Here is a 21619-nt window from a genome sequence, read left to right as displayed (position 1 = left end):
TGCGTGAATCCATTGCGGGCGGCCCGTCACCAGTCCTTGGCTACGGGGTTGTTCACGAGGGCGTTACGAGGTCCCTCGGGGCCCTCGCCGAGGGCCTGGTCCCTGACTTTGAGCTTCAGTACCAGCTTGTGCGTCCGCGCCGAGGCGGACGTCCCGTTCACACCCACCGAGGCCACCCCGAACGACACCTTCCCCTCTGGGCGCACATCGGAGCGCAGTTCCAGCAGCAGTTCCAGCTGTGCCTCCTCCACTTCGAAGGCGAATTGCTGCCTCACTCCCGATTCCTGCGCCCTGTACAGCTCCTGCCGCAATTCCTCGATCGCTGCGGCCAGACCGATCTCCGCCATTCCCCCGCCCTTCCTACGTGCTGGTGGGAAGAGATACCCTCGCGCGCAGCCCGTGACACCACAGCGCCCCATCACCACGACCGGGGGCATCCGAACGGGTACGGTGCTGGGCGAGAGTGCCGGGAACGATGGGCTCGTGGCCTGGGCCGCGGCCACTTCGGTCGGCCGACTCACGGCGCTGGTCGCGGCTCCGCATCGTGGCCATCGCGCATACTCTCTGTCGTGGACACGAAGATGACCAAGAGCGCCGGCGAGCACTGGGTCTGCTCGGTGCTCGCGAGCGCCGGATGGGGTGCCGCGCTCACGCGCGACGGGCTGGAGCGCACCGATATTCTCGCAGTCCGCGCTGATGACACCCGGCGCATGATCGAGGTGCAGGTCAAGACGGCAAGCCCTATGCTGCGGCCGAACTGGCGCTGCGGGACCAAGACGCAGCTGCCGTCCCTGAGCGACCGTGAGTGGTTCGTGTTCGTCACTCTGGATTCGACGCCTGGGCAGGCGCCGGCGTCGTACGTCGTTCCGCGCGACCATGTGTGGGCTGCGGCGTGGATGAAGCACCAGGCCTGGCTGACCGAGCCGGGTGTCCCGCCCGGCAGGAGGAACACCGGTTTCGATCAGGCCCGCGTGTACGCGCCAACGTGGGACGGCTACCGCAACGCCTGGGACCTGCTGGAGCAGCCGACGTCACAGTGCCCGGTTCGTCTGCCGAAGGCCTGGAGAGCGTGGGTGGACGACCCGCGCGTCGGCTTGCCGCCAGGACACCCGTGGAGAAATGCTCTGCCCGACTGGCAGGCAATGGAGGCCTCGTAGCTCTCACGGCGGCCAGGCCCTGGGCAGGACCCAGTTCTGGCTCTCAGCATGATCCCGCCTGCCGGGTGCCGCACGCCCGCCGGGAGGCAACGTCTCCATGCTCACTACGCCGACAACCCTTGCCCGTCACCAATGGCCAAAGACCGCCGACCTGACGGCGACCGTGTGATGGTCGTACTGAATTGCGAGAAGGTTCGCACCGCTTCGCCGAGCAGGGGAAGGTTTCACCATCGACCCGCAGCTGTGGACGGACGGGGCCGAGTACACCCAATGCCACGCCGACTACACAGGCATCCCGAACTACTGACAAACCGGCACAACCTGTAAGAGACTCCAGCCGTCCGGTGGTACCGCCGGGCGGCTGGCCTCGCGAGCGGAGCAGGCAGTGCCGGACACGGCGAGGGTCCGGAACACGTACCCCGGTCAGCGACCCGATCGGCGGCTGGTGAACACGGCCGGTGAGACCACCTGGTTCGACTGGACCCAGTACACCGACCACGGGCCCGACGCTGGCATCCTCGGCCTTCGCCCCGGGGACCGCGTGCTGCTGACCATCCTGCCACGCCCCGGCCTCGGGGTGATGGCGGCCCAGAGCAACTGGGCGGTGCGTTGCGTCTCGCCGTTTGTACAGACATGCGCAGCGCGAGCCCGAGCGTCTCGCCGTTGTGGTGGCTCCACAGCAGGCTCAGTTGTGTCCGAAGCTCGCCGTGGCGATGTCATGGCGCGTAATCGAGGAAGCCATAGTTCCGCGCCACTTGCTCCACCCATCCCATTGAGCCGCCACTCCTCAGGCCCGTGAGCTCCTCGAAGTCACATGATCGCAGGAGGCTGAAAGCAACCCGCTCGTCTCTGGTGAGAACCGCCCGACGAACCTCGTCGTGCGCGCGTCGCAACTCTTGCGCAATCTCTCCATAGAACTCGTGGAGCCCATGTCTCATTAGACCCGCCAGTTTGGCTTCTGCAGCCCCACGAAGCTCTCCTGCCTGTTCATCGAAAGCCTGTAGGTCAGGGAGCTGAACCCCGTGCTGCTGAGAGTGGGTGAGGGTTTCAGTCGTCTCTCGGAGATAGTCGAGCCAAGCCCACGTGGTGGAGAGAACTTCACCAATGTTCAGATGCGCGTCCCGCTGCAACTCCTGCAAGACCTTTGAGCGCTCAGCGGCCAGTTGGCGCTTCTGGACACGCTGAGGAGTCACGTGAGCAACAGTCGCGGCGGCAGCCGCACCGACAAGCCCACCAAGTACAGCAGCCCACGAAGCGTCCATGATCCCCCCTCTGATGTATCGGTCACCCCCCTGACACGTACGCTCCAAGCACTGGTGCCCAAGCAAGGAAACCGGCCAGCCCGTCGTCTCGAATTGCTCCAGCGCCTCCGCCGAGACCGGATCATGGGACTCTCCAAGCCTCTCCACTTCACTCTGCCCGATGACCAGTCGGACACGGTGAAAACGCTTCAAAGATCCTGAAATTACGCCAGTCGACGGCAAAGCACCTCAACGAGGAAGAACGCCCAGGCCAGCAGGCCAGCCGCTCAACAAGGCTCGGGAGAACTCACGGGATGTCGCACAACCCACGCAACGCTGGCCGAGCGCGGTTCCAAGGGGTTCGTGCCGTTCGCCGACCTCCCGCACAACACCGTCCCCGCCAGGGAGGGCATCTACGTCGTGCTCGCCCCGCCACCTCACCCCCGGTCTTCCTCGCACACAGCCCCGACGATTCTCTAGTGTTCCTGCGCCCCCAGCGCAGGTCAGCGTATGTCTGCGGCATTCAGGCACGTGTGGCAAGTAGTCGAGCGCGGTCGGGTGGGTGGCCAGTGGTTAGATCAGGAAGACGGCGATGACGCTGGCTACGGTGGCGGTGAGGGTGATGACTGCGGCGAAGGTGGTGGCGGCGAGGATGAGGGCTGCGGAGTAGGTGGCGCCGTCTATGCGGGCGAGTTTGCCCGCGCCGGCGGCGGCCAGTAGCGCGATGACGATCACGAGTGCGGTGGCGAGGAGGACGACGGCGACGGTCACGACAGACTCCCGTCTCACTAGGGGGTATTGACGTGGACGAATGTCGTGGAAGTGGAGTTCGCAGGGGTTCGCCTGGACGAAGATGAACACCGGCGAACACATCACGGCCCCGGAGGCGAGCAGGTGCGCGACGAGCAAAACGGCCACGATCCGGCACTCACCGAGCTGCGCAGAAAGCTGAGTGACGGGCTGGCCAAGCTCGGGCTGAACCAGACGCAACTGGCCCGCCGGGCGGAGCTGGGGCGCACGACCGTGTCGCAGGCCTTCCAGAACGGCGGGCCGATGCCGTCGGAACGAACAGTGGCGGCGCTGGCCCGAGCGCTGAAGCTGCCAGTCGAAGAGTTATTGGCGCTCCGGCGGGACGCGTCCGGGAAAGACGCCACGGCCGGCAGGCGCATGCCCCTGCCGTCCGTGGGGCGGATTCCTCGCAAGGTGGACGGTTTTCAGCAACGTGTGATCACCGAGGAGCTGACCGCGGCGATGGCCGCCGAGCGGCTCGTCGTGATCATCGGGCTGGGTGGGGTGGGCAAGACCCAGCTGGCGGCAGACTGGGCGCAGCGCCGGATCGACGCCAACGACATCGACTTGGTGGTGTGGGTTGACGCCTCCTCGCGAGACGCGATCGTCTCGCGGTACGCCGAAGCCGGTGCGAGGTTCGCCGAAGCCGACCCGTCCGATCCCGGACAGGCCGCAGAACGATTCCTCGCCTGGCTGGAGAGCACGCCGCAGCGGTGGCTGGTCGTCCTCGACAGCGTGAACCAGTCCAGCGACCTCAGCGAGCTGTGGCCGTCCACGCGGAACCCTGCTGGACGCACCATCATCACTGCGCGTCCACGCCATTCCGGGATCGTCGGGCGAGGCCACCGGGCGGTCGATGTGGACGTTTTCACCGAGGCCGAGGCGGTGGCTTATCTGCGCTACGGGCTCCCGGAGCGGTTGGCCGACGATGTCGCAGGGGTCGTCGCCGATCTGGGGCGGCTGCCGCTGGCCCTTGGGCAGGCCGCCGCGTACCTCCTCAATCAGGATGTAACGTGCAGCGAGTATCGGCGCCGCTTCGCCGACTACCTCGGGCAGCGCCTCGCCGACCTGGTGCCGGAGTGGGACGAGTTGCCCGACGGGTACCCCACTTCCGTTGCGGTCACCTGGCTGCTGTCGATCAAGGCCGCAGATGCCGGCCGCTCCGCCGGTCTGGTCCGGCCCGTCCTGGAGCTGGCGAGCGTGCTCGACCCCGGCGGGATCCCGACCTCGGTGTTGACTACCAGCCTCGCCCGTGCCTGGCTGAGCCGCGCCCGTAGCATCGACACCGGCGCCCCACCCCAAGAACTCGACGCAGGCGCCGTCTACGCCGCACTACGCCGCCTCCACCAGTACAGCCTGGCCAGCGTCGACCCCGACGAGGTACGAGTGCACACGCTCGTCCAGCGTGTGGTCAGCGATGGGTTACCGCCCGGGCGGCTGCGCTACCTGGCCTCGACCGCTGCGAACTCTCTCATCATGGTCTGGCCCGGGCACGGCCGCGACCCGGACTTCAACCAGCGGTTGCGGGCCAACACGGAGGCACTCGACCGATACGCCGGCCAGCATCTGTGGAGCGCTGACGCCTACCACCCCCTCCTGGCCAAGGCCGGCCGCAGCCTCGGCCAGGTCGGCCAGGCCGACGCCGCGGCCGCGTACTTCAACAAACTGCACGCCACCGCCGCGAAGCGGCTCGGGCCCGATCACCCAGCCACCCTGGCAGCCCGCCACCACCAGGTCATCTGGCAGGTCGAGGCGTACGACAGGTCGGGCCTCGACAATGCCAGGCAGTTGGTGAGCGATCGCAGTCGGGTGCTCGGACCGAGCCATCACGAAACCTACAGCGCCCGACACACGCTGGGCCTCGCACTGGGTCGTTTCGGCAATTGGGAAGCCGCCGTGGCTGAACTCGAATCGCTGCTCGCCGACTGGACGGCAATCCTGAAACCCCAGCATCCCGTCATACTCAAACTGCGCCACAATCTCGCCATGAGCCGGGGCGAGGCCGGTGACTCGGCGGGTGCGGTCGCCGAGTTCGAGGCGGTCCTCGCCGACACCGAACGTGAGCTCGGCCCCAATGATCCCGAGACCCTCTCCACCCGCCATGAGCTGGCCCGCTGGCAGAGCCTGGGCGGGGATCCGGCCCGCGCCGCTGCCGAGTTCGCGCAGCTCCTGGCAGCCCGTGAACGCGAGCTTGGCCCCAACCACCCTCACACCCTCCTCACCCGAAGCGAACTGCTCGTCACCACCAACCTCTCCGGCGGCGACCCGGCCGCGGCGGTAACCGAGTTCGAGTCACTGCTGGCCGACCGGGAACGCCAGCTCGGCTCCAACCACCCCGACACACTCGAAACCCGCCTCGTCCTCATCACCTGGCGTCTAGGCGCCGGACCGGCTCCCAAGCTAATCCCGGAGCTGCAAGCGTTGCTTGACGACATTCTGCGGGTCCTCGGCCCACGGCACCCCAACGCGCATACGGCCTGCGACCTGCTGGCCCACCTGCGCGGCAATCCGCCATGGACCAGCCCGGACGAGCTACTTGCCGCCTGTCTGCGCGTTTTTGGCCCGGACCATTCTGATATCTGGCAGGTCCGTGCGGAATGTGTCATAGCTCGCAAGGAGGCTGGCGATGCCGCCGGCCTCGTGACCGCGCTGGAGGGACTGGTCAACGACCTCACCCACATTCACGGTCCGGACCACCCCGACTGCCTCCCAATCCGAGCGAAGCTAGCCCGGTCACGTGCGGACGCCGGAGATCTTGTCGGTGCCCTCGCCGACTACGAGACACTGCTGACCGACTGCCTTCGCGTGCATGGCCGCGACCACGCAGAGGTCCTCGCCGCCCACACTGACATCGCCGCAATCCGTGGCGCGGCCGGTGACCATGCCGGTGCCGCTGCGGCGTACGAGGAGTTGCTCGCCGCCTGCCTAAGGATTCTCAGCCCCGACCATCCCCACACGCTGGCCACCCGCAACAACCTCGCCAGGATGCAGGGTGATGCTGGCGACGCCACAGGCGCCGCCGCCTCATTCGAGGAGCTGCTCGCCGACAGCCTGCGGGTTCTCGACCCCGACCATCCGCTCCTGACCGTAATTCGGCAAAATTTCGTGTGCTTCCGCAACCTGGCCGACGAACTCGGCAGGTTTACACCTAGCAGCGAAGTTCCCGACTGATAGACGGTGCGGCTGGCGCGGACTGAAGGACTGAACCGGCTGTGCGATTGCGGGGTCGAGGGGAAGAGTCAGCGACTGCTCCCGCACCCACGACCTGCACTCGCTCCGAACGTTGTCCAGGCTCACCCTTCAATCGAGACCATTCAATGGAAAGCCGCTCAACCTTCGAGGCGACTGTTCAATCTTCGCCGCGACGGAACATCTCCGCGGTGCCACCCTCATCGATCAACAGCGCAGCGAGGCCGCAGTTCAACACGCACAACTTGCCAGATCCACTGCCGAGGTCGTGCAGCAGATTGAGGTTGTGGGCGGCGAATTAGATATTCCGCCCCCGCAGCTGGGACGGTAGCGGAACACTGCCTGCCAAAGTGGAACAAAGGGGAGGCTTCGTGCCTGAGCAGCCATGGGCAGGCTTAGCCGAGTCAATCCGTGCCATCCGAGCAGAACTTCAGCAAGCCATGGAGGATGGGGCGGGTGAGGATATCCAGTTCATCGCCGAGCCGGTGGAGTTGGAGTTTTCGGTCGATGTTCGCAAGGATGCCGAGGCCCGCACTAAGGTGATGGTGCTGCCGTGGAACGCGGAGGCTAAGGCGAGCTATGCGACCGGGACGGTGAACCGGCTTAAGATCACCCTCCAGCCGGTGGATAAGCAGGGAAAAGACGCCCATATTGTGGCTCAGTCCTCCCAGCGCCCGCGGTAGCCCGCTAGCGATCTCGATTCTTGGTATGAGGCGGGGGACGATGGACCAGCAGCGGATCATGGAGATCTGGTGCTCGATGGCCGGGAGCGGCACCGGCTATCTCATTGGCGATCGGTTCGTTCTGACGGTATATCACGTCGTGCGACATGCGGTTCACGCCCACGGCGAGCGTTTGGAAGTGCGGCAGCTAGACCGGCATGGGCGTAGTGCATGGCTATCGGCCAAGCAGATCTGGCCTGAGCATGAACCCGATCTGGAGGCCGATCCAGGCGCGGATGCCGCCCTTTTGATGATTACTGATCCAGCATGGCAGCCCTTCACGGGGGAACCGGTACGGTGGGGACGCCTCAGTATCGACAACCGCCAGCGTGTGCCGTGTCTGGCTGTAGGTTTTCCCGAGTCCGAGCATCAAGCCGGGATCCGTGACACCAAGGAGATGCGCGGTCATATCGAGCCGCTCACCGCGGTCAAATCTGGCCTGATCACTGTGCATGTGGACCACAGCGCCGCTCCCAGTCAGCCAAGCGTGACTTCTCGGTGGGCTGGTGGCTCCGGTGCCGCGCTGTTCTGCGGTCCGCTGCTGGTTGGCGTGGTGACTATCGATCGCACCGAGAGCTACCAGGCTAATCAACTCACCGCCGTTGCGGTCGCCTCGCTCATGGAGCGTCCCGGTTTCCGCCGGATTCTTAACAGCCGTGCATCTCTGGCACTGGAAGAAATCGCAGAATCAGAGACGGGAGAGAGGAACCTCACTGCAGTTATCTCCTCTGCCTTCCGGTCGGCGTTCAGGCACGCTCAAGTGCGCATTGCTTTACTCTTGGCCCTGCTAGTTTTCTGAGTCATGAATTCTGTTCAGATAGCTGGCGAGGCGCTGGAGGATCTCTTCGGCGGTCTTGGTCCAGATGTAGGGCTTGGGTTCGGTGTTCCATGCGGCGATCCAGGCGCGGATGTCCTTCTCCAGAGCCTGGACGGTTTTGTGGACGCCTCGTCGTATCTGCTTGTTGGTCAGCTCGGCGAACCACCGTTCCACCAGGTTGAGCCAGGACGACCCGGTGGGTGTGAAGTGCAGGTGGAAGCGGGGGTGGCCCAGCAGCCAGGTCTTGATAGCCGGGGTTTTGTGGGTGGCGTAGTTGTCCAGCATCAGATGCACGTCCAGGCCCTGCGGAACCTCCTGGTCGAGCTTGATCAGGAACTTCTTGAACTCCTCGGCCCGGTGTCGGCGGTGGAGGGAACCGATCACCTTGCCGGTGGCCACCTCCAGTGCGGCGAACAGTGTTGTGGTGCCCGCGCGCACGTAGTCGTGGGTGACACGCTGCGGGACGCCCGGCATCATCGGCAGTACCGGCTGGGAGCGGTCCAGCGCCTGGATCTGTGACTTCTCGTCGACGCAGAACACCAAAGCGCGCTCGGGTGGGTCCAGATACAGGCCGACGACGTCGTGGACCCTGTCGACGAAGTGCGGGTCCGTCGACAGCTTGAAGGTTTCCGTGCGGTGCGGCTGCAGGCCGAATGCCCGCCAGATCCGCGACACGGTGGACTGCGACAGGCCCATCTCCTTGGCCATCGCCCGCGTCGACCAGTGCGTGGCGCTCTTCGGTGTGCTCTCCAGCGTCTTGGGCACCACGGCGGCGACCTGCTCGTCGGTGACCGTCCTGGGCCCGCCGGACCGCGGCATGTCACCCAGGCCGGCGGTCCGATGCTCGACAAACCGAGCCCGCCACCGGCCCACCGCATGCGGTGTCGAACCGAGCTGAGCGGCCACGTCCTTGTTCGACGCCCCGCTCGCGCAGGCCAGGATGATCCGGCACCGCAGAGCTCACGCCTGCGGGGTGGAGCGGCGCCGCACCCAGCCCTCCAGCGCAGCCCGTTCCTCATCCGACAGGATCAACTCGGCCTTCGGCCGCCCAGTACGCGCCACCCCGCAACCCTACACATCTGAACAGAATTCCTGACTCAGGAGACTAGTTCAGCGGCAGCTGTAGGAGAAGGACGCTGACGCCGTGTGCCGGCCGGGGGACTCGATGACCAGCCGCGCCGTCGCCTTGCTGGTGCCCTTGCCGTGGAAGGTCCACAGCAGGCGCAGGCGCGCCTCGGCCTGCCCTCTGTCCAGCCGCTCTTCGCGCGAGCCCGAGGACGTGCCATCGCTGCGCTTCCACTCGTAGGTGAACGCCCCGGCCGCCCCGTTGGTGTTCACCACCGCTACCACCTCGGCCGTCCCGTCGCATCCGAGGACGCTGCTCGTCCGCATCGTCACCTGGGTGATCCGCAGGTCCGTCGTCTGCCGTTGCCAGACCAACCAGGCCAGCACGATGGCCAGGACGGCCGCAGCCAGACGGTATCGGCGCAGCCAGTGCAGTCGGCCGCGGTGCTCCTTCCGGCCCTTGCGTGTCTCCGCGCCGCGCCAGACGTCGAGGGCGGTGTTCGTCAGCCCCAGGGGCGGGACGCCCGGGCCGAAGTGCAGGACCTCGGGCGCGGGCGCGGACTCGGGCTCGGGCTCGGGCTCGGGCTCGGGCTCGGGCTCGGGCTCGAAGCTGGTCCATTGGGAGTCGAGGACCGTCGGAACATAGGTGGCGTCGTCGACGTCCCTGATGGTCGGTTGCACATCCGGATCCTGCAGGGTCGCCTCCAGGCCCGGATCCGGTAACGCCCACGGCACCACCGGGCGCTCGCCGCGCTCCGTCATCCTCGCCCCTCCGTTCGACTCGCTCGTCACAGACCCCTGATGGACCTACGTCAGCCGGGCTCGCCCTCCACGGTCGCCGGCGGAACGCCCTGCCGCGGGGTCACAGCTGACGTCGAACCCTGGCTGGTGCCGGTGCCGGTGCCGCCAGCGGAGTTGCCGGTTGTGGTGCTGAAAGACTGCGAGCTGGTGATCGGGCCTGAGCTCCCCTGCGAACCGGCACCGGCACCGCCACCGGCGCTGGTGTCACCGCTCGGGCCCACGCCCTCGGCGGGCCCGGTGCGTCCCGCTGATCCGTGGCCGTGCCTCGGCCCCCCATCCGTATTCCCTTCGGTGCCCGTGCCGCCGTTCTCCCCGCCGCCGTTGCCGCCCGTCTGGCCGGTGTCGTCCCGGGGGCCGGTGTCCTCATTGCGAGGGGGCTCGGTGTCACGAGGGGGCTCGGTGTCACGAGGAGGCTCCGTGTCACGAGGAGGCTCTGTGTCACGAGGAGGCTCTGTGTCACGAGGAGGCTCTGTGTCACGAGGAGGCTCCGCGTCACGAGGAGGCTCCTCGTCGTCAGTGCCGGTGCCCCCGCCGGTGTTCGTGCCGCTGTCCCCAGCCCCACCGCCGGAGCCTGAGCCGGACCGGGTGCCACCATCGGCGGGCGCGCCACCGACGTGTCCGTCTCCGGCTCCGTTTTCATCTCCGCGACCACCGCCACCCTGGGCGCCACCTGTGCCGCCCTTGTCGGAGTCCGGGACCGACGCGCCCGTGTCGCCACGCTCGGCGCCCCGCGTCTCCTTCTCCGAACCGGTGCCCTTCAGCGCGTCGATCCTGGTGACGGCCTGGGTGTGAGCACCGGCGTGCGCTTCGGACCCGCCCGCCCAGCCGCCGGGCATCAGAGTGAGCAGCCCGGCCACCCCCACGGCGGCCGCGCCGGTGAGCACATCGCCCCGCCTGCGCAGCCGACTGCGGCGTCGTTCGGTCAGCACGGTGTGGGCCAGTTCGGCGGAGGAGCCCACGAGACGCGCGTCCAGGCGTGAGATCGCCGCCGGCATCAGGGCAGCTGCGACCGCGGCCAGCCGACTCTGACCGCGTTCCTCCCAGTCGGGTCCGTAAGCATTCTCGGCCACCCACTCGAGTTCCCGCAGGAAGTCGAGGGCGCTCGGGGGCCGGAGCGCCGGGTTCTTCGCCATGCCGTGCCGAACCAGCCCGCGTACCTCTTTCGGCACCCGGTCCACCGGTATGGGCTCGTTCACGTGCTGGTACTGGAAGTCGAACAACTCCGGCCCCTTGAACGGGCGCTCTCCGGTCAGGCACTCGTAGAGGGTGACGGTCGCCGCGTACACATCACCGGCGGGGGTGACGGCCTCCGTCATCCACTGCTCCGGGGGCATGTAGGCGCAGGTGCCGAGCCGGGTGTGACGGTCGCCGGTACGCGCGAAGATCCCGAAGTCCACCAGCTTGGTCCGGCCGTCCCAGTTGACGAGCACGTTGTCGGGCTTGTAATCGCGGTGCACCACACCGACGCCGTGCGCGGCGGCCAGCCCGAGCAGGGACCCCTTCAGCACGACGAGGGCGGCCTCGGTGTGCGTGGGCCCTTTCTTCTTCAGCAACGCACTGAGCGGGGCGCCGTAAACCAGTTCCATGACGATGGCCGCGCCCTGCTCCGCCTCGACGTACTCGTAGAGTCGCGTCACATGAGGCGACGTCAGACCACTGAGAAGCCGGGCCTCGGTTCGCAAGGCAGTGCGAAATTCCGTACTCGAACACAGTTCCTCATTGAGGTACTTGATCGCGACGTTCCGGCTGGTCGCCGCATGGCGAGCGATCACCACGCGCCCGCAACCACCTTTACCGAGTTTCTTCAAGTCAATATAGCCGGGGACCGTCCATGAATCGCAATCCCGTTCGACTTTCCATCCGCCGCGACCGGCCGTTCCTGCCACACTTTCCCCCTGGTGTTCAGCCGTACCGAGGCTCCCCGAATGAGGCACCCCACGGGAATTCTTGCAGCGGGAAAAGATCCAATACACCGAGAAATTTCACAGTTCTGCAACCATCACCACTGACGGTAATTCAATCAGCAGCGAAAAAAGTCATCTTGAGTTGCGCGTTCGCGCACAACGGGACTGTGTGGGCGATCGTTTCTTGATCCTTCGGGCGAGCCGCCAGAGCCTCAGAACGTCAAACGAGCGCTCCGCGCGGCGAGGGGCGGACGCCGGGCGGGTGGCCACGCACCGGGACGAGGGCAGAGGAGGAGGTGCTTGTCGCTGGTGTGCTCCATCGTCAGAACGCGTCCGTGGCTGTCGGCAAGCGGCCACAATGTGGTCGGCGGCATGGCCCACCGTGTCGCGTAGACCCGTTGCAACGCGGTCATCCGCTGCGTGGCCCCGACGATCTGCCCGTAGGCGGCGACATGTGAATCATCGTTGCGGTTGCCGCCGGTCAGGGTGGCGGCGAGCGGGATGCCGGTGGCGTCGGTGATCAGGTGGTGTTTGCTGCCCGTCCTGCCCCGGTCGACGGGGCTTCGTCCGGTCTTGGCTCCCCTTTTAACGCCCGGATGTGGGAACCGTCGACGGCCGCCCGGGAGAAGTCCAAGGCGTTCGCGCCGCGCAGCTTGGCGAGGAGGACCTCGTGCAGGCGGGGCCACACCCCGGCTTCGGTCCATCGGCCAGGCGGCGCCAGCAGGTCATGCCCGAGCCGAAGCCGAGTTCCTGCGGTAGGTGTTCCCAGGCGATCCCGGTGTGCAGCACGAAGAGGATGCCCTGGAACACCAGCCGGTCAGGATGCCGCTTGCGTCCCGGATGCCGGGTCCGACGCTCGACCTTGGGCAGCAGCGGCTCGATCACTGCCCACAGCTCGTCGTCGACTTCCCATGGCCTCGGCCGCGCCATCCCGCACCCCCGGATCATCAGTCCCGGAGTGATCCAATCACCTTGAAGATCATTTCGTTAGGAGTTCTTATACGAGTACGTCGCCAAGTTCTCCATGGCCTGACGCCCCCCTTCCCAGTCGCGTCCAGTGGATCACTGCCCGGGCTCACCTGCCGCGGGCAATGATCCACCAGACACTGGCCAGGGGGTCGGGGTGGTTGGGCCCCAAGACGCGTTTGTGTCCTCAACAAGGTCCGCGAATGCCGTTGCTGCGGCGGCCACTTCCCAAGCGTGGCCGTCGAGGGTCATGGCGTCGATCAGCGCCACGGCTTCGCGGATTTTGTCTTCGGAGCTGGACAGGGGGCCACGGCGGCGGGTCCCGGATTTCGTCGGGCCACAGAAGGCCGTGAAGAGCGATCATGTCTCCCCGGGCCGGCAGCAGACCGAGCCGTTCGCGGCCGTGCCACGCCTACCGTGCGACAGCGACCGGTGAAGCCCGCTCCAGTGCACGGCGAAGTACCAGGTACGGCTTCGCATAGATGTCTCCTGTGGCTGGAGGTAGTACCCGGCGCCGATGCACAGCGGGTCGACGGCGGAGGCGGGATGAACGCGATCAGTTCGATGGCGCGGGCTGTGGGCAGCGGCAGGGCCCACAGCTCTTCGTCCGTGACCGGGGGGTGAACCGGCAGTCCGGCAGTTGGTGGCCGCGCCCTATTTCTCCGAAGGTGACTTCACGTTCCTCCTGCTCGCACCACATGGGGCACACCTTCAGGGCCCCGAGCACTACAAGCCTAGGAGCCCCGTTACGGCCTGGCACGATCACGGCCAGGCGCTGGCGAGTTCGGCGTGCGGCTGGGTCTGGTGGTGCTCGCAGGCCTCCTGCCCCTATCCGTCACCTGCGGCCGCACCGCCCCATGCTCCTGTTGCGCTGGATGTTGCGCGAGCCTCCACAGCGCCCCGGAGTTCGCCCAGGTCACCTCGCACATACGGCGTGGTCGGGCCGCTGACATCCCCGTTGCGACCCGCTTCGCCCATGCCCTGCTGGAGTTGAGGGTGGGGGAGGGCGGGATGGGCGGCGCGGACGCTGCCGGGGATCGGGGCGGGCTCACCGGTGTTGCGCGTTGGCTCCGCCGCCGCGCTTGGCCGCTGACGATCTGATGCGCGGCGGCGCTCGACCGATCTACCCGCCAGGAAAGCCAAACGGCCGGGAAATTCTTGCGACCGCATTAATATCACTTCCCCTTCGACATATCGAAGAATTCACATGATTTTCTGGGCGTAATGTCGCAGTTTCATTCCGCTATTGCGGACCACGTCCCGGAGGCTGCGGGCATCGTCGTCGCGGCTAGACCGGGTAGGGAGGTAGGCAAGCATAAAGAATTGGAGGAGGGCGGTGCCTTCCTCTGTCGTCAGAGTTCCCCATTCACCGCGGCCGCCACCGAACGCCGTTGACAGCGCCTCGACGCTGAAGGCGGCTGCGCGGTCCTGGCTCCCTTCCCACTCCTGCCGCACCCACTGCTTCCAATTAGCCCCGACGCGCGCCGCCTCGTCCTGCGTCGCCTTACCGGCCATCAACTTGACGACGAGTTCGCCGTGCTCATGTGCTTGTTCGTTGGCCATGCCGACCTTTCTGTCGTTCGGTCTTGATCGAGCTGTCTAGCGGTCTCCGCCCTCGAATTCATGTGCGTGGGCCAGTGGACCGAGCCCGAGGGCCAGTCTTTGTTGCAGCCCGTTCAGCGCTGCCTGTGCACCCTGGTGGCCACCGCTGGCGGCGGTTTCGTACCACTTCAGCGCATCGAACCAGTTTCCCAGCCGGTCCTCGTAAAGCTGTCCAAGCCAAAACGCTCCGAAGATATTGCCGCGCCGTGCTGCCTCTTTGTACCAATACATCGCCGCATCAATATCTCCATCAAGAGCCTCGCCGGGGCAACTCTGTTCGAGCTTGGGGCGTATCCGGCCCTCCAGGAGAAGCCCTAAGCGGCTCATTGCGTCAGTGTGCCCTGACTCGGCGGCTGTGCGGTATAAAGATTCCATCTTGGCGACATTTTTCGGGTAGTTATTCCAGTCGGATTCCAGCCTGTAAGCGGCCGAGTACATTCCATCGGCGTCTACATCGGTGGACGACAGTTTTATCGCGTCGCCAGCCGTCGCCGGATTTACTTCGCATGACTTGCTATCAGGCAGCGTGTGTGCCTGCGGGTGCGGTGGCGTCGGGGCTGAGTTGAAAACGGCGTGAGCGAGATACGGCGGTGCTGCCTTGAGCGCTGCTGGATTTGCGCGGTTCCGGGCGAAAACGAAGTCAGCTGCATGATCGCTGACACGGCAACCGGGTGCTGGTTTACCGTCGCGCACCAATGCGTCGGCAACCTTGTCGAAGATCGGGCCGAGGCTGAGCCCGGCTGGTTGGTCTGGGATGCCGCTTTCGGTGAGGTCGATCAGATACTTCGTGAAGTAGGTCTGTGGTCGTGAGCTCTCCGCAGTGGTCTCGAACCAGGCGGCGTTGAACTCGCCGCTAGCCATCATCAGATAGAAGCCCGGTGAACGCGGCATGTCTGGTGCTCCGGCTAACTTGCTGTCCTGGCCGGCGGCCAGACCGGCGAAGCAGCAGTCCAGGATCGCGATCTTTGTAGCCGCCTTACTGGCCCGGAAAGCGAGACGAACTGCGTCAAAGGTGAGGCTGGTGGTGGTACGCAGGACTGGGTCGCTGCTGGAGTCGCCCAGCGCGAGACAGAGTCTGTCGTCATTGTCGTACTGGCCGTGACCAACGTAGTAGAACAGCGCGACATCCACTGCATCGCACAACCACAACACCAGCTCGTGCGGCAGCTCGCCGAGTCTGGCCCGATTGTCGACGACCGACACTCGGTCCTCGGGCCAGTTACCGCACAGCGGGCTGGTCAGTAAGGACCGCATCCGGTGAGAGCTGTGCTCGGCCGCCGGCACCGCACGCAGGTGGCGGTAGTCCCAGGTGCCAATCAGCACAGCCCGAGACCGCGAGAAGTCACCATCCAGGGCGTCAGGCATCCAAAGCCTTTTCCACGATGGGCATCGCGTCATCGACGTTGTCGACGGTGATGGTCACCGTCCTGTTCGTGGCTTTTACGGTGACCGATACGTTGGAACGGCGGGACCGGATGAATGCTGGAAGCGTTCGGGCTGCCACCGCGAGCGCCCCGCTGCCAGTGGCTACCACCTGGAGCACATCCCAGACCCCCAGTTCCCCGTCCGCGGGCGTACCCGGAATCTGAGTGATCTCCACCCCGGGGACGCGGCGCAGATGCTCGCGAAGCGACCGCAGCTCGCCCGGGTCCGACACCGAAACCTCAACAAGGTGGAACGCTGCCCCCACCAACCTTGCCCCTCTCGCTATGTCCGCAGTGCGACCGAGTGAGCTTCACACCATTGCAGGAAACAGTCCCCTCTGCGAAGGCAATCGGCCAGCCACAACCTCCTCTCGACGGAGTGAGCTCACACACGCCCGACTGACTGCCGGTCGTCGACATCCGCTGGTGCCCGGGGGCCCGGCAAGGCGGCCGCCGCGAGGTCTTGCGCCCGTCCATCGCGTAGACGACCTGGTTGGATCCCGTCGTTTTGGCGACGTGGCCCACCCTGGTGAAGCCGCTCTCGGGTCCGGGGCAGTGCACACGAAGACGAAGTGAGTAACCTGCATGTCGGGCTCCGGGTCAGGCGAGACGAGGAACAGACCCCTCCGGTCCGCCTCGCCCCGCACACGGCGATCAATCTTCGACACATCCACTGTCGCCATCGCAGGCACCGCCGTGCTCGCTGGGGCCACCCTGTTGGTGGCCGATCACAGTCGGCGCTGCAGGTGGGCGGGACGCAAGGCCTTTACCAGAACCTTTCTCTAGAAACTCTTTCTAGTCAGGTCTATGGTGGAGTCATGAGCTCGACACCGACAGCCGTTGTCACAGGCGGCAACCGCGGGATTGGGTACGCCGTCGCACAGGAACTGGTGCTCAAGGGTTACCAGGTCGTCCTCCTGGCGCGCGACCGGCAGCGGGGTGAGACGGCCCGCTCGGCTCTCGGGGCCCTGGGCGGTTCGGAGGTCGCCCTCGCCGTGGGCGATCTCTCCGAGCTCTCGGGTGTCCGCTCCGCAGCGCAAGCGCTGCTCGCCTCCTGCCCTCGCATCGATGTGCTCGTCCACAATGCCGGCATCTGGCCCAGCCGCTTGGTCCGCGGCGAGCATGGTCTCGAGCAGGCCTTCGTCACCAACCACCTTGCTCCATTCGCCCTCAACCACCTCCTGGAGCCTCGACTGGTGTCCTCCCGGGCACGTGTCGTGCAGGTCAGCGCCCGTCTCTACGTCAACGGACGCGTGGACTTGGAGCGCACACCAACGGGTGCCGATTTCCACCCGCTGCGCACCTACGCGGACACCAAGCTCTGCAACCTGCTCCTGGTTCCCCTGTTCGCGCAACGCTGGAGTGCGGCCGAGGTGCGGATCAACGCTGTGCATCCCCCCGTGGTGCGTACGGGGCTGGGCGACCGTGCCGGGGTGCCCGGGTACCTGCTCAAGGCGATGAAAATGCTGTGGAAGCCGCCGCGAGCCGGAGCGGCTCCCGTCGTCCGGCTGGCTCTGGGCGAAGCCGCCTCGGACGTCACCGGACGGTACTTCCACATCGACAAGGAGACATCCCTGGCGCCCGTGGCCCGGGACGTCGCGCTGGCGCAGCAGGTCTGGGCGCAGGCGCTGGAGCTGAGCAGCCTGCCACGGACCGCCTCGTCGTCCGGAGCGCCCAATGTCGCCTAAGCAGCAGCGCGGCGAGGAGACCGCCCGGCGCCTGCTGGCCGCCGCACTGGAAGTCCACGAACGCAAAGGACCCGAAAGCTTCACGGTGCAAGCCGTGACCGCCAGCAGCGGAATCAGCCTCGGCAGCCTCTACCACCACTTCGGCAGTTTCGACGGACTCGCCGCCGCGCTCTACGCCCGTTGCATGGCCGACTTGCTCGACACGTTGATCGCCTCGCTCGAGCGGACGAGGACCGCCCGCACCGGGGTGCGTGCGGTGGTCGCCGCCTATCTGCGGTTCGCCGAGGAAGAACCAGCCAAGGCGCGATTCATCCACGCCTCAGCTTACGCAGGTTTCCTGCCCGCCCACACGGCAGCCATCGCCGCGGCCAAGACGCCCCGTATAGAGCGCCTCCAGTCCTGGGCACGGCCGCATGCCGAAGCCGGACGCATCGTCGACCTTCCGGACCCGCTCATGGAGATGCTCCTCATCGGCCCCGTGGCAGAAACCGCCCGACGCTGGCTGGCAGGCGACCCCACCATCGACCTTAAGCAGGCTTCCCGCGCCCTGCCCGAACGTATCTGGCAGTCCCTCCGCGGTCCGCAAGAATGACCACCCAATCGAAGGTGGCTCCGCATGGACGACCCCGGGCGAGCCATCGCTACTCTCGTGCCGCTGCCCCCGGAACAGCAGCACGAGGAGATAATCCCCGCCACTGAGCTAATGACGTTGTCGGCTATTGAGTTGAGGCGTTATGACCTGAGAGTTCGGCTGCAGGTCATCGGGCTGACGGGCACGAGTTCGGTGCTCGGTTTGCGGCGGGTGGGCCGCTGGGCGGCTCGGTCGGTGACCAGGCCGGCGACGGCCCGGTGCGTGGCCGGGTAGTGCTCGCGGCGGCCGATCTAGGCGCGTGCAACTGAACTGGTCAACGCCGAGGCCCCTCAGAGACAACGAGCAGAACGGCGCCGTTCTGGAGTGGACGGGACGCAGGCCCAAACTCCACGGCGCCGGTAGACGCCTCCAGGCTCCGCCCCATGACGTGCTCCCCACCGGCCGGGTATCACGCCAACGTCTGCGACGGCACGAGGGGCCCACAGTTCTGGATTCGCACCACCCCGAGAACCCACCTGATGTCACAACCGCAGCAGGCCTTCCCTGATCCGTTCCAGCAGGGCGACGGAGGGCCTGTCGTCGTGCCCGTACAGGTGACTGTGCACGCAGACGTGGGAATCCATCGACAGATCGGCGACGAGTACCCGGGCCACCCCGAGCGGCACCGCAAGCATGGCGGCGATCTCGGCTACTGAACGCGGGTACTGGCACAGCTCCACGATCGCTCGCCGCTCGAAGTCCAGCGGCGCGGTCAACGCCGCAGGCAACGCCGACACGAGTGTTTCCAGCCGCAGTTCATTGCTCACCGGTCTAGTCCGGCCGCGCGTCACGATGAACGGCCGGACCACTTGCCCGGTTTCGAATGCATCTTCGGCCGGGTTCATCGCACCGCGGCCAGATCGGCCTGCCCGGACAACAGCCGTCCGGGCAGGAGGACGGAGGCGGTCACCCCGGCCATCGGCGAGGGCGCCAGCCACACTCGGGCGCCGAGCCCGACGGCCAGCCGGCCGGCAACATAGTGGCCGAGCAGTTGGGTTCGCCCCACCAGGAAGCTCTCCTGTCCGGACAAGCGCCGGTTCGCCGTGGCGAGCTCCGCTTCGGAAAGTCCGCCGCCATGGTCCACGACGGCGATCATGTAGTCCGCCCCGTGCTCTTGGGCGTAGATCTCCACATCGGTCTCGGGGGACGAGGCGGCGAGGGCGTTCTCTATCAACTCTGCGAGGAGGTGCGCCACTTCGGATACGGCTCCGCCGTCGAGCAGCGCAGGGGTGGTGTGGCGCAACAGCACCCGCCGGTAGTCGTCCACCTCGCCGAGGGCGGACCGCAGTACATCGCCCATCGGCACCGGATCCGCCCAGCGGCGCGGGCTGCGCTCCCCGGCCAGAACCAGCAGGCTCTCGGCGTTGCGCCGCATTCGGGTGGCAAGGTGGTCCAGTTCGAAGAGGTTGGCCAGGGTCCCCGGGTCGTCCTCAGTGCGTTCCAGTGCACTGAGGAAGCCGAGTTGACGGCTCACTAGCTCCTGATTACGGCGTCCGAGGTTGGCGAGGGACTCGGTACTGGTGCGCTGCAGCACAGCCTGATCGACGGCGAGTCGCAGCGCGGTGTCCGCGACCCGATCCAGCGCGCCTGCCACGTTGGCGATCTCGTCGCCGCGCGCGGCCAGGGCGGAGCCAGTGAAGCCTTCGGCCAGCTCGGCCGGGTCGGCTTGGCGCTGTGCCTCCCGCACCCGCGCCACGGCCTGGGGCAGGGCCAGGTCGGCGATCCGGTGCGCCTCCTCGGTGAGGGCGTGCAGTGGCCGCAGGATGGAACGGGTCGCCGCCAAGGCCAGAACCGCTGCCCCGGCGATCGCCAGGAGGGCCAGTATCGCCTCCATCAGGAGCTGCCGCAGTGCGTCCGAGCGCAGCTGGTCGGCGCGAGCGCTGGTGTCGTCGGCGACACGGATCTGCACCTGGTGCAGTCCGTCCACCAACGCGGTGGCGGGCTGCCACCAGTCGGCCGGAGCGACCGGCAGCTTTTTGGCATCGTGCGCGGTCAGCACCTGCTGTTCCATGCGAGCGACCGCGACTGCGGACTGGTTGCGCAGCACAGCGTCCAGCGCGTGACTCTGGGCCGCTGTCGCGGTACGTGGCACCTCGGCAAGGGCATCGCCCTTGGTCCCCAACAGCGTGATGAAGGTCCGGTAGTCGCGGTCGCTGAAGGATCCGGTGGCGAGGATCCCGTTGAGCGTACCGCGTTCCAACGCGGCCGCTTCAGCCCCGTCGCCAAGCTTGCGCAAGGTGGCCAGGCCGTCCGTGAGTTGACGGTCCTCGAGCTCCGTACCGCCGTGAAAGGCCGCGTCGGTGAGCGCGGTGATGGCGCGGGTGTAGAAGGCGAGTGCCTCGGCACGACCGACGCTCCCGCTGTCGGCCTCGCCACGTACGGTGGCCAGGCTGCCCAGCTGGGCCAGAGCCTCGCGCACAGCGCCGACGCCGGGCGAGTTCCCGGCGAGCTGCCGGTCGAGCGCGGCACGCGCTTGGTCGGAGGCCTTGCGCTGGGAATCCACCCGGCTGCGGAAGCTTTGGTCACCGCCGAGCAGCCCTGCGGTGAGCCCGCGCTCCCGCTGCAACTGGTGGACCAACTCTTGGGCCTCGAGGACGAGGACGACCTCGTCGCGGGTGCGGCCCGCTGCCCCGTAGTGGGAGGACTGCGTGATGGCTCCCACGGTGGCGACCACCACAAGGGCGCACGTAGGCAGCGCCAACAGCAATGGCAGCCGACCACGGATGGTGCTTGGTAACGCCCGAGCCATGAGGGCGGACAGGCGTGTTGGCTTACTGGGCACGGTTTCGGATGTCCCCCTTGGCACATGGCCGGACACGGGTGGCCGCGGGGAATCGACGCGCTACGCGGCCTCGTCAAGCCTAGAGAGCCCGGATTGCCCCGGAGTTCCGGCCTGCTCATTCGGTCCGCAACTCCACGGGGAAATATGGGAAACTGGCCAGTCAACGTCTGGTAGCGCACCCGTAACCATCGGTGGGCGGGCCAGTTCTCCCGGCCCGCCCCCACACCACTGGGTTGCGAGGCGGTTGCTGCACCGCCGACCGTGCGGACGGCGAGCTCGTCGTCGATGCAGCCCCACCTGATCATCGCGGCGACGAGCTCCAGGCGCGCGGCTCGCACGATCCCCAGCTCGCCCTGCACGGATCGTGTCGCTCTACGTATTGGTTGTCCCATCAACCAGGGAGGGACAGGCCAGTGCACACCCGCTGACGACTGAACACCTGGTCAGCTACAAGGTAGGCCGGAGCGATCACGAACTGGCCGGGCAGCTCGCTGTCGCATGACGGCCAGGGCAGCCGTGCGCGGCCGGCCTTTCGCCAGCTCCGCCTCCAACTGGGCGAACTGCTTCTCGCTCAGCCTCGGCAGTGACGCCGGCCCCTGTGACCGCAGAGCCTGCGGACCGCCCTCGTCCCACATCTGCCGCCACCGCTGCACCGAGCGGACGCTGACCCGCAAGTCCCTGGCGATCACCGAGCTCGCCTCACCCTCAGCGAACCTCTCAGCCGCCTTGAGCCGTACTCTTCGCGGAACTGCTGCCGTTCGGCGGTCAACCCGCCACCTTGTGGATACCGCATGCCCCTGGTGATACCGCACAGGCGACGAGCCGTCAGCCCCTACGACTC

Annotated in this window: 16 protein-coding genes and 3 pseudogenes; 6 read left to right on the top strand and 13 right to left on the bottom strand. The window is 66.8% G+C overall.

The features are described 5' to 3' along the window. Positions 1-26: 26 nt before the first annotated feature. Positions 27-347 (bottom strand): trypco2 family protein, encoded by a 321-nt coding sequence (locus tag RFN52_RS39925; protein WP_184853752.1) that lies wholly within the window; start codon positions 345-347, stop codon positions 27-29. 222 nt (positions 348-569) lie between these two features. Here RFN52_RS39925 and RFN52_RS39920 point away from each other — a divergent pair, with 222 nt between their 5' ends. Then, on the top strand, positions 570-1157 hold the full coding sequence (locus RFN52_RS39920) for a hypothetical protein (RefSeq protein WP_311241199.1): 588 nt from the start codon (positions 570-572) through the stop codon (positions 1155-1157). A 716-nt stretch (positions 1158-1873) separates the two neighbouring features. Here the strand turns inward: RFN52_RS39920 and RFN52_RS39915 are convergent. Together RFN52_RS39915 and RFN52_RS39910 are read right to left on the bottom strand one after the other, a co-directional pair. After that, positions 1874-2419 carry a hypothetical protein gene (locus tag RFN52_RS39915; RefSeq protein WP_184853751.1) on the bottom strand — a complete coding sequence of 182 codons (546 nt, stop codon included), beginning with the start codon at positions 2417-2419 and terminating at the stop codon, positions 1874-1876. Between the two features lie 552 nt (positions 2420-2971). After that, a complete protein-coding gene (locus RFN52_RS39910) occupies positions 2972-3169 on the bottom strand; it encodes a hypothetical protein (protein ID WP_184853750.1) in 198 nt (65 codons plus the stop codon). A 45-nt stretch (positions 3170-3214) separates the two neighbouring features. Between RFN52_RS39910 and fxsT the strand changes: the two genes are divergently transcribed. From fxsT to RFN52_RS39895, 3 genes are all read left to right on the top strand, one after another. Further along, positions 3215-6358, top strand: coding sequence for an FxSxx-COOH system tetratricopeptide repeat protein (gene fxsT, locus RFN52_RS39905; protein WP_184853749.1), 3144 nt, complete (start codon positions 3215-3217; stop codon positions 6356-6358). Between the two features lie 389 nt (positions 6359-6747). Then, a complete protein-coding gene (locus RFN52_RS39900) occupies positions 6748-7059 on the top strand; it encodes a trypco2 family protein (RefSeq protein WP_184853748.1) in 312 nt (103 codons plus the stop codon). 40 nt (positions 7060-7099) lie between these two features. Then, positions 7100-7897 (top strand): trypsin-like serine protease, encoded by a 798-nt coding sequence (locus RFN52_RS39895; RefSeq protein ID WP_184853747.1) that lies wholly within the window; start codon positions 7100-7102, stop codon positions 7895-7897. On the opposite strand, the pseudogene RFN52_RS39890 reads toward RFN52_RS39895, so the two are convergent. The 7 genes and pseudogenes from RFN52_RS39890 to RFN52_RS39860 form a co-directional block, all read right to left on the bottom strand. Beyond that, positions 7886-8977: pseudogene (locus tag RFN52_RS39890) on the bottom strand (IS630 family transposase). The gene RFN52_RS39895 and the pseudogene RFN52_RS39890 overlap by 12 nt on opposite strands. Before the next feature lie 48 nt (positions 8978-9025). Next, on the bottom strand, positions 9026-9742 hold the full coding sequence (locus tag RFN52_RS39885; RefSeq protein ID WP_184853746.1) for a hypothetical protein: 717 nt from the start codon (positions 9740-9742) through the stop codon (positions 9026-9028). 50 nt (positions 9743-9792) lie between these two features. Continuing rightward, positions 9793-11667 carry a serine/threonine-protein kinase gene (locus tag RFN52_RS39880; RefSeq protein ID WP_184853745.1) on the bottom strand — a complete coding sequence of 625 codons (1875 nt, stop codon included), beginning with the start codon at positions 11665-11667 and terminating at the stop codon, positions 9793-9795. A 479-nt stretch (positions 11668-12146) separates the two neighbouring features. Further along, a pseudogene (locus RFN52_RS39875) lies at positions 12147-12615 on the bottom strand (IS5 family transposase); the annotation flags it as partial. 1239 nt (positions 12616-13854) lie between these two features. After that, the gene (locus RFN52_RS39870; RefSeq protein ID WP_184853744.1) at positions 13855-14214 is read right to left on the bottom strand and encodes a hypothetical protein; all 360 of its coding nucleotides are present in this window, start codon (positions 14212-14214) and stop codon (positions 13855-13857) included. 36 nt (positions 14215-14250) lie between these two features. Continuing rightward, positions 14251-15618, bottom strand: a complete 1368-nt coding sequence (locus tag RFN52_RS39865) for a caspase, EACC1-associated type (protein ID WP_184853743.1) — start codon at positions 15616-15618, stop codon at positions 14251-14253. Continuing rightward, positions 15611-15943, bottom strand: a complete 333-nt coding sequence (locus RFN52_RS39860; protein ID WP_184853742.1) for an effector-associated constant component EACC1 — start codon at positions 15941-15943, stop codon at positions 15611-15613. The genes RFN52_RS39865 and RFN52_RS39860 overlap by 8 nt, the downstream gene beginning before the upstream one ends. 552 nt (positions 15944-16495) lie before the next feature. Between RFN52_RS39860 and RFN52_RS39855 the strand changes: the two genes are divergently transcribed. Next, positions 16496-17365 carry an SDR family NAD(P)-dependent oxidoreductase gene (locus RFN52_RS39855; protein ID WP_184853741.1) on the top strand — a complete coding sequence of 290 codons (870 nt, stop codon included), beginning with the start codon at positions 16496-16498 and terminating at the stop codon, positions 17363-17365. Continuing rightward, positions 17355-17957, top strand: a complete 603-nt coding sequence (locus tag RFN52_RS39850; protein ID WP_184853740.1) for a TetR/AcrR family transcriptional regulator — start codon at positions 17355-17357, stop codon at positions 17955-17957. Before RFN52_RS39855 ends, RFN52_RS39850 begins: the two co-directional genes overlap by 11 nt. A 521-nt stretch (positions 17958-18478) precedes the next feature. Here the strand turns inward: RFN52_RS39850 and RFN52_RS39845 are convergent. The 3 genes and pseudogenes from RFN52_RS39845 to RFN52_RS40285 form a co-directional block, all read right to left on the bottom strand. Beyond that, positions 18479-18841 (bottom strand): DUF742 domain-containing protein, encoded by a 363-nt coding sequence (locus tag RFN52_RS39845; RefSeq protein ID WP_184853739.1) that lies wholly within the window; start codon positions 18839-18841, stop codon positions 18479-18481. Next, complete coding sequence (locus RFN52_RS39840; RefSeq protein WP_184853738.1) at positions 18838-20658, bottom strand: sensor histidine kinase; 1821 nt, start codon at positions 20656-20658, stop codon at positions 18838-18840. The genes RFN52_RS39845 and RFN52_RS39840 overlap by 4 nt, the downstream gene beginning before the upstream one ends. Positions 20659-21305: 647 nt before the next feature. Continuing rightward, positions 21306-21571: pseudogene (locus RFN52_RS40285) on the bottom strand (helix-turn-helix domain-containing protein); the annotation flags it as partial. Positions 21572-21619: the final 48 nt, after the last annotated feature.

Source organism: Streptomyces collinus (genome assembly GCF_031348265.1).
In the GTDB taxonomy this organism is placed as follows: domain Bacteria; phylum Actinomycetota; class Actinomycetes; order Streptomycetales; family Streptomycetaceae; genus Streptomyces; species Streptomyces collinus.
Note: the sequence above shows the minus strand (reverse complement) of the source record. Positions and strands in the feature narration are given on the sequence as shown.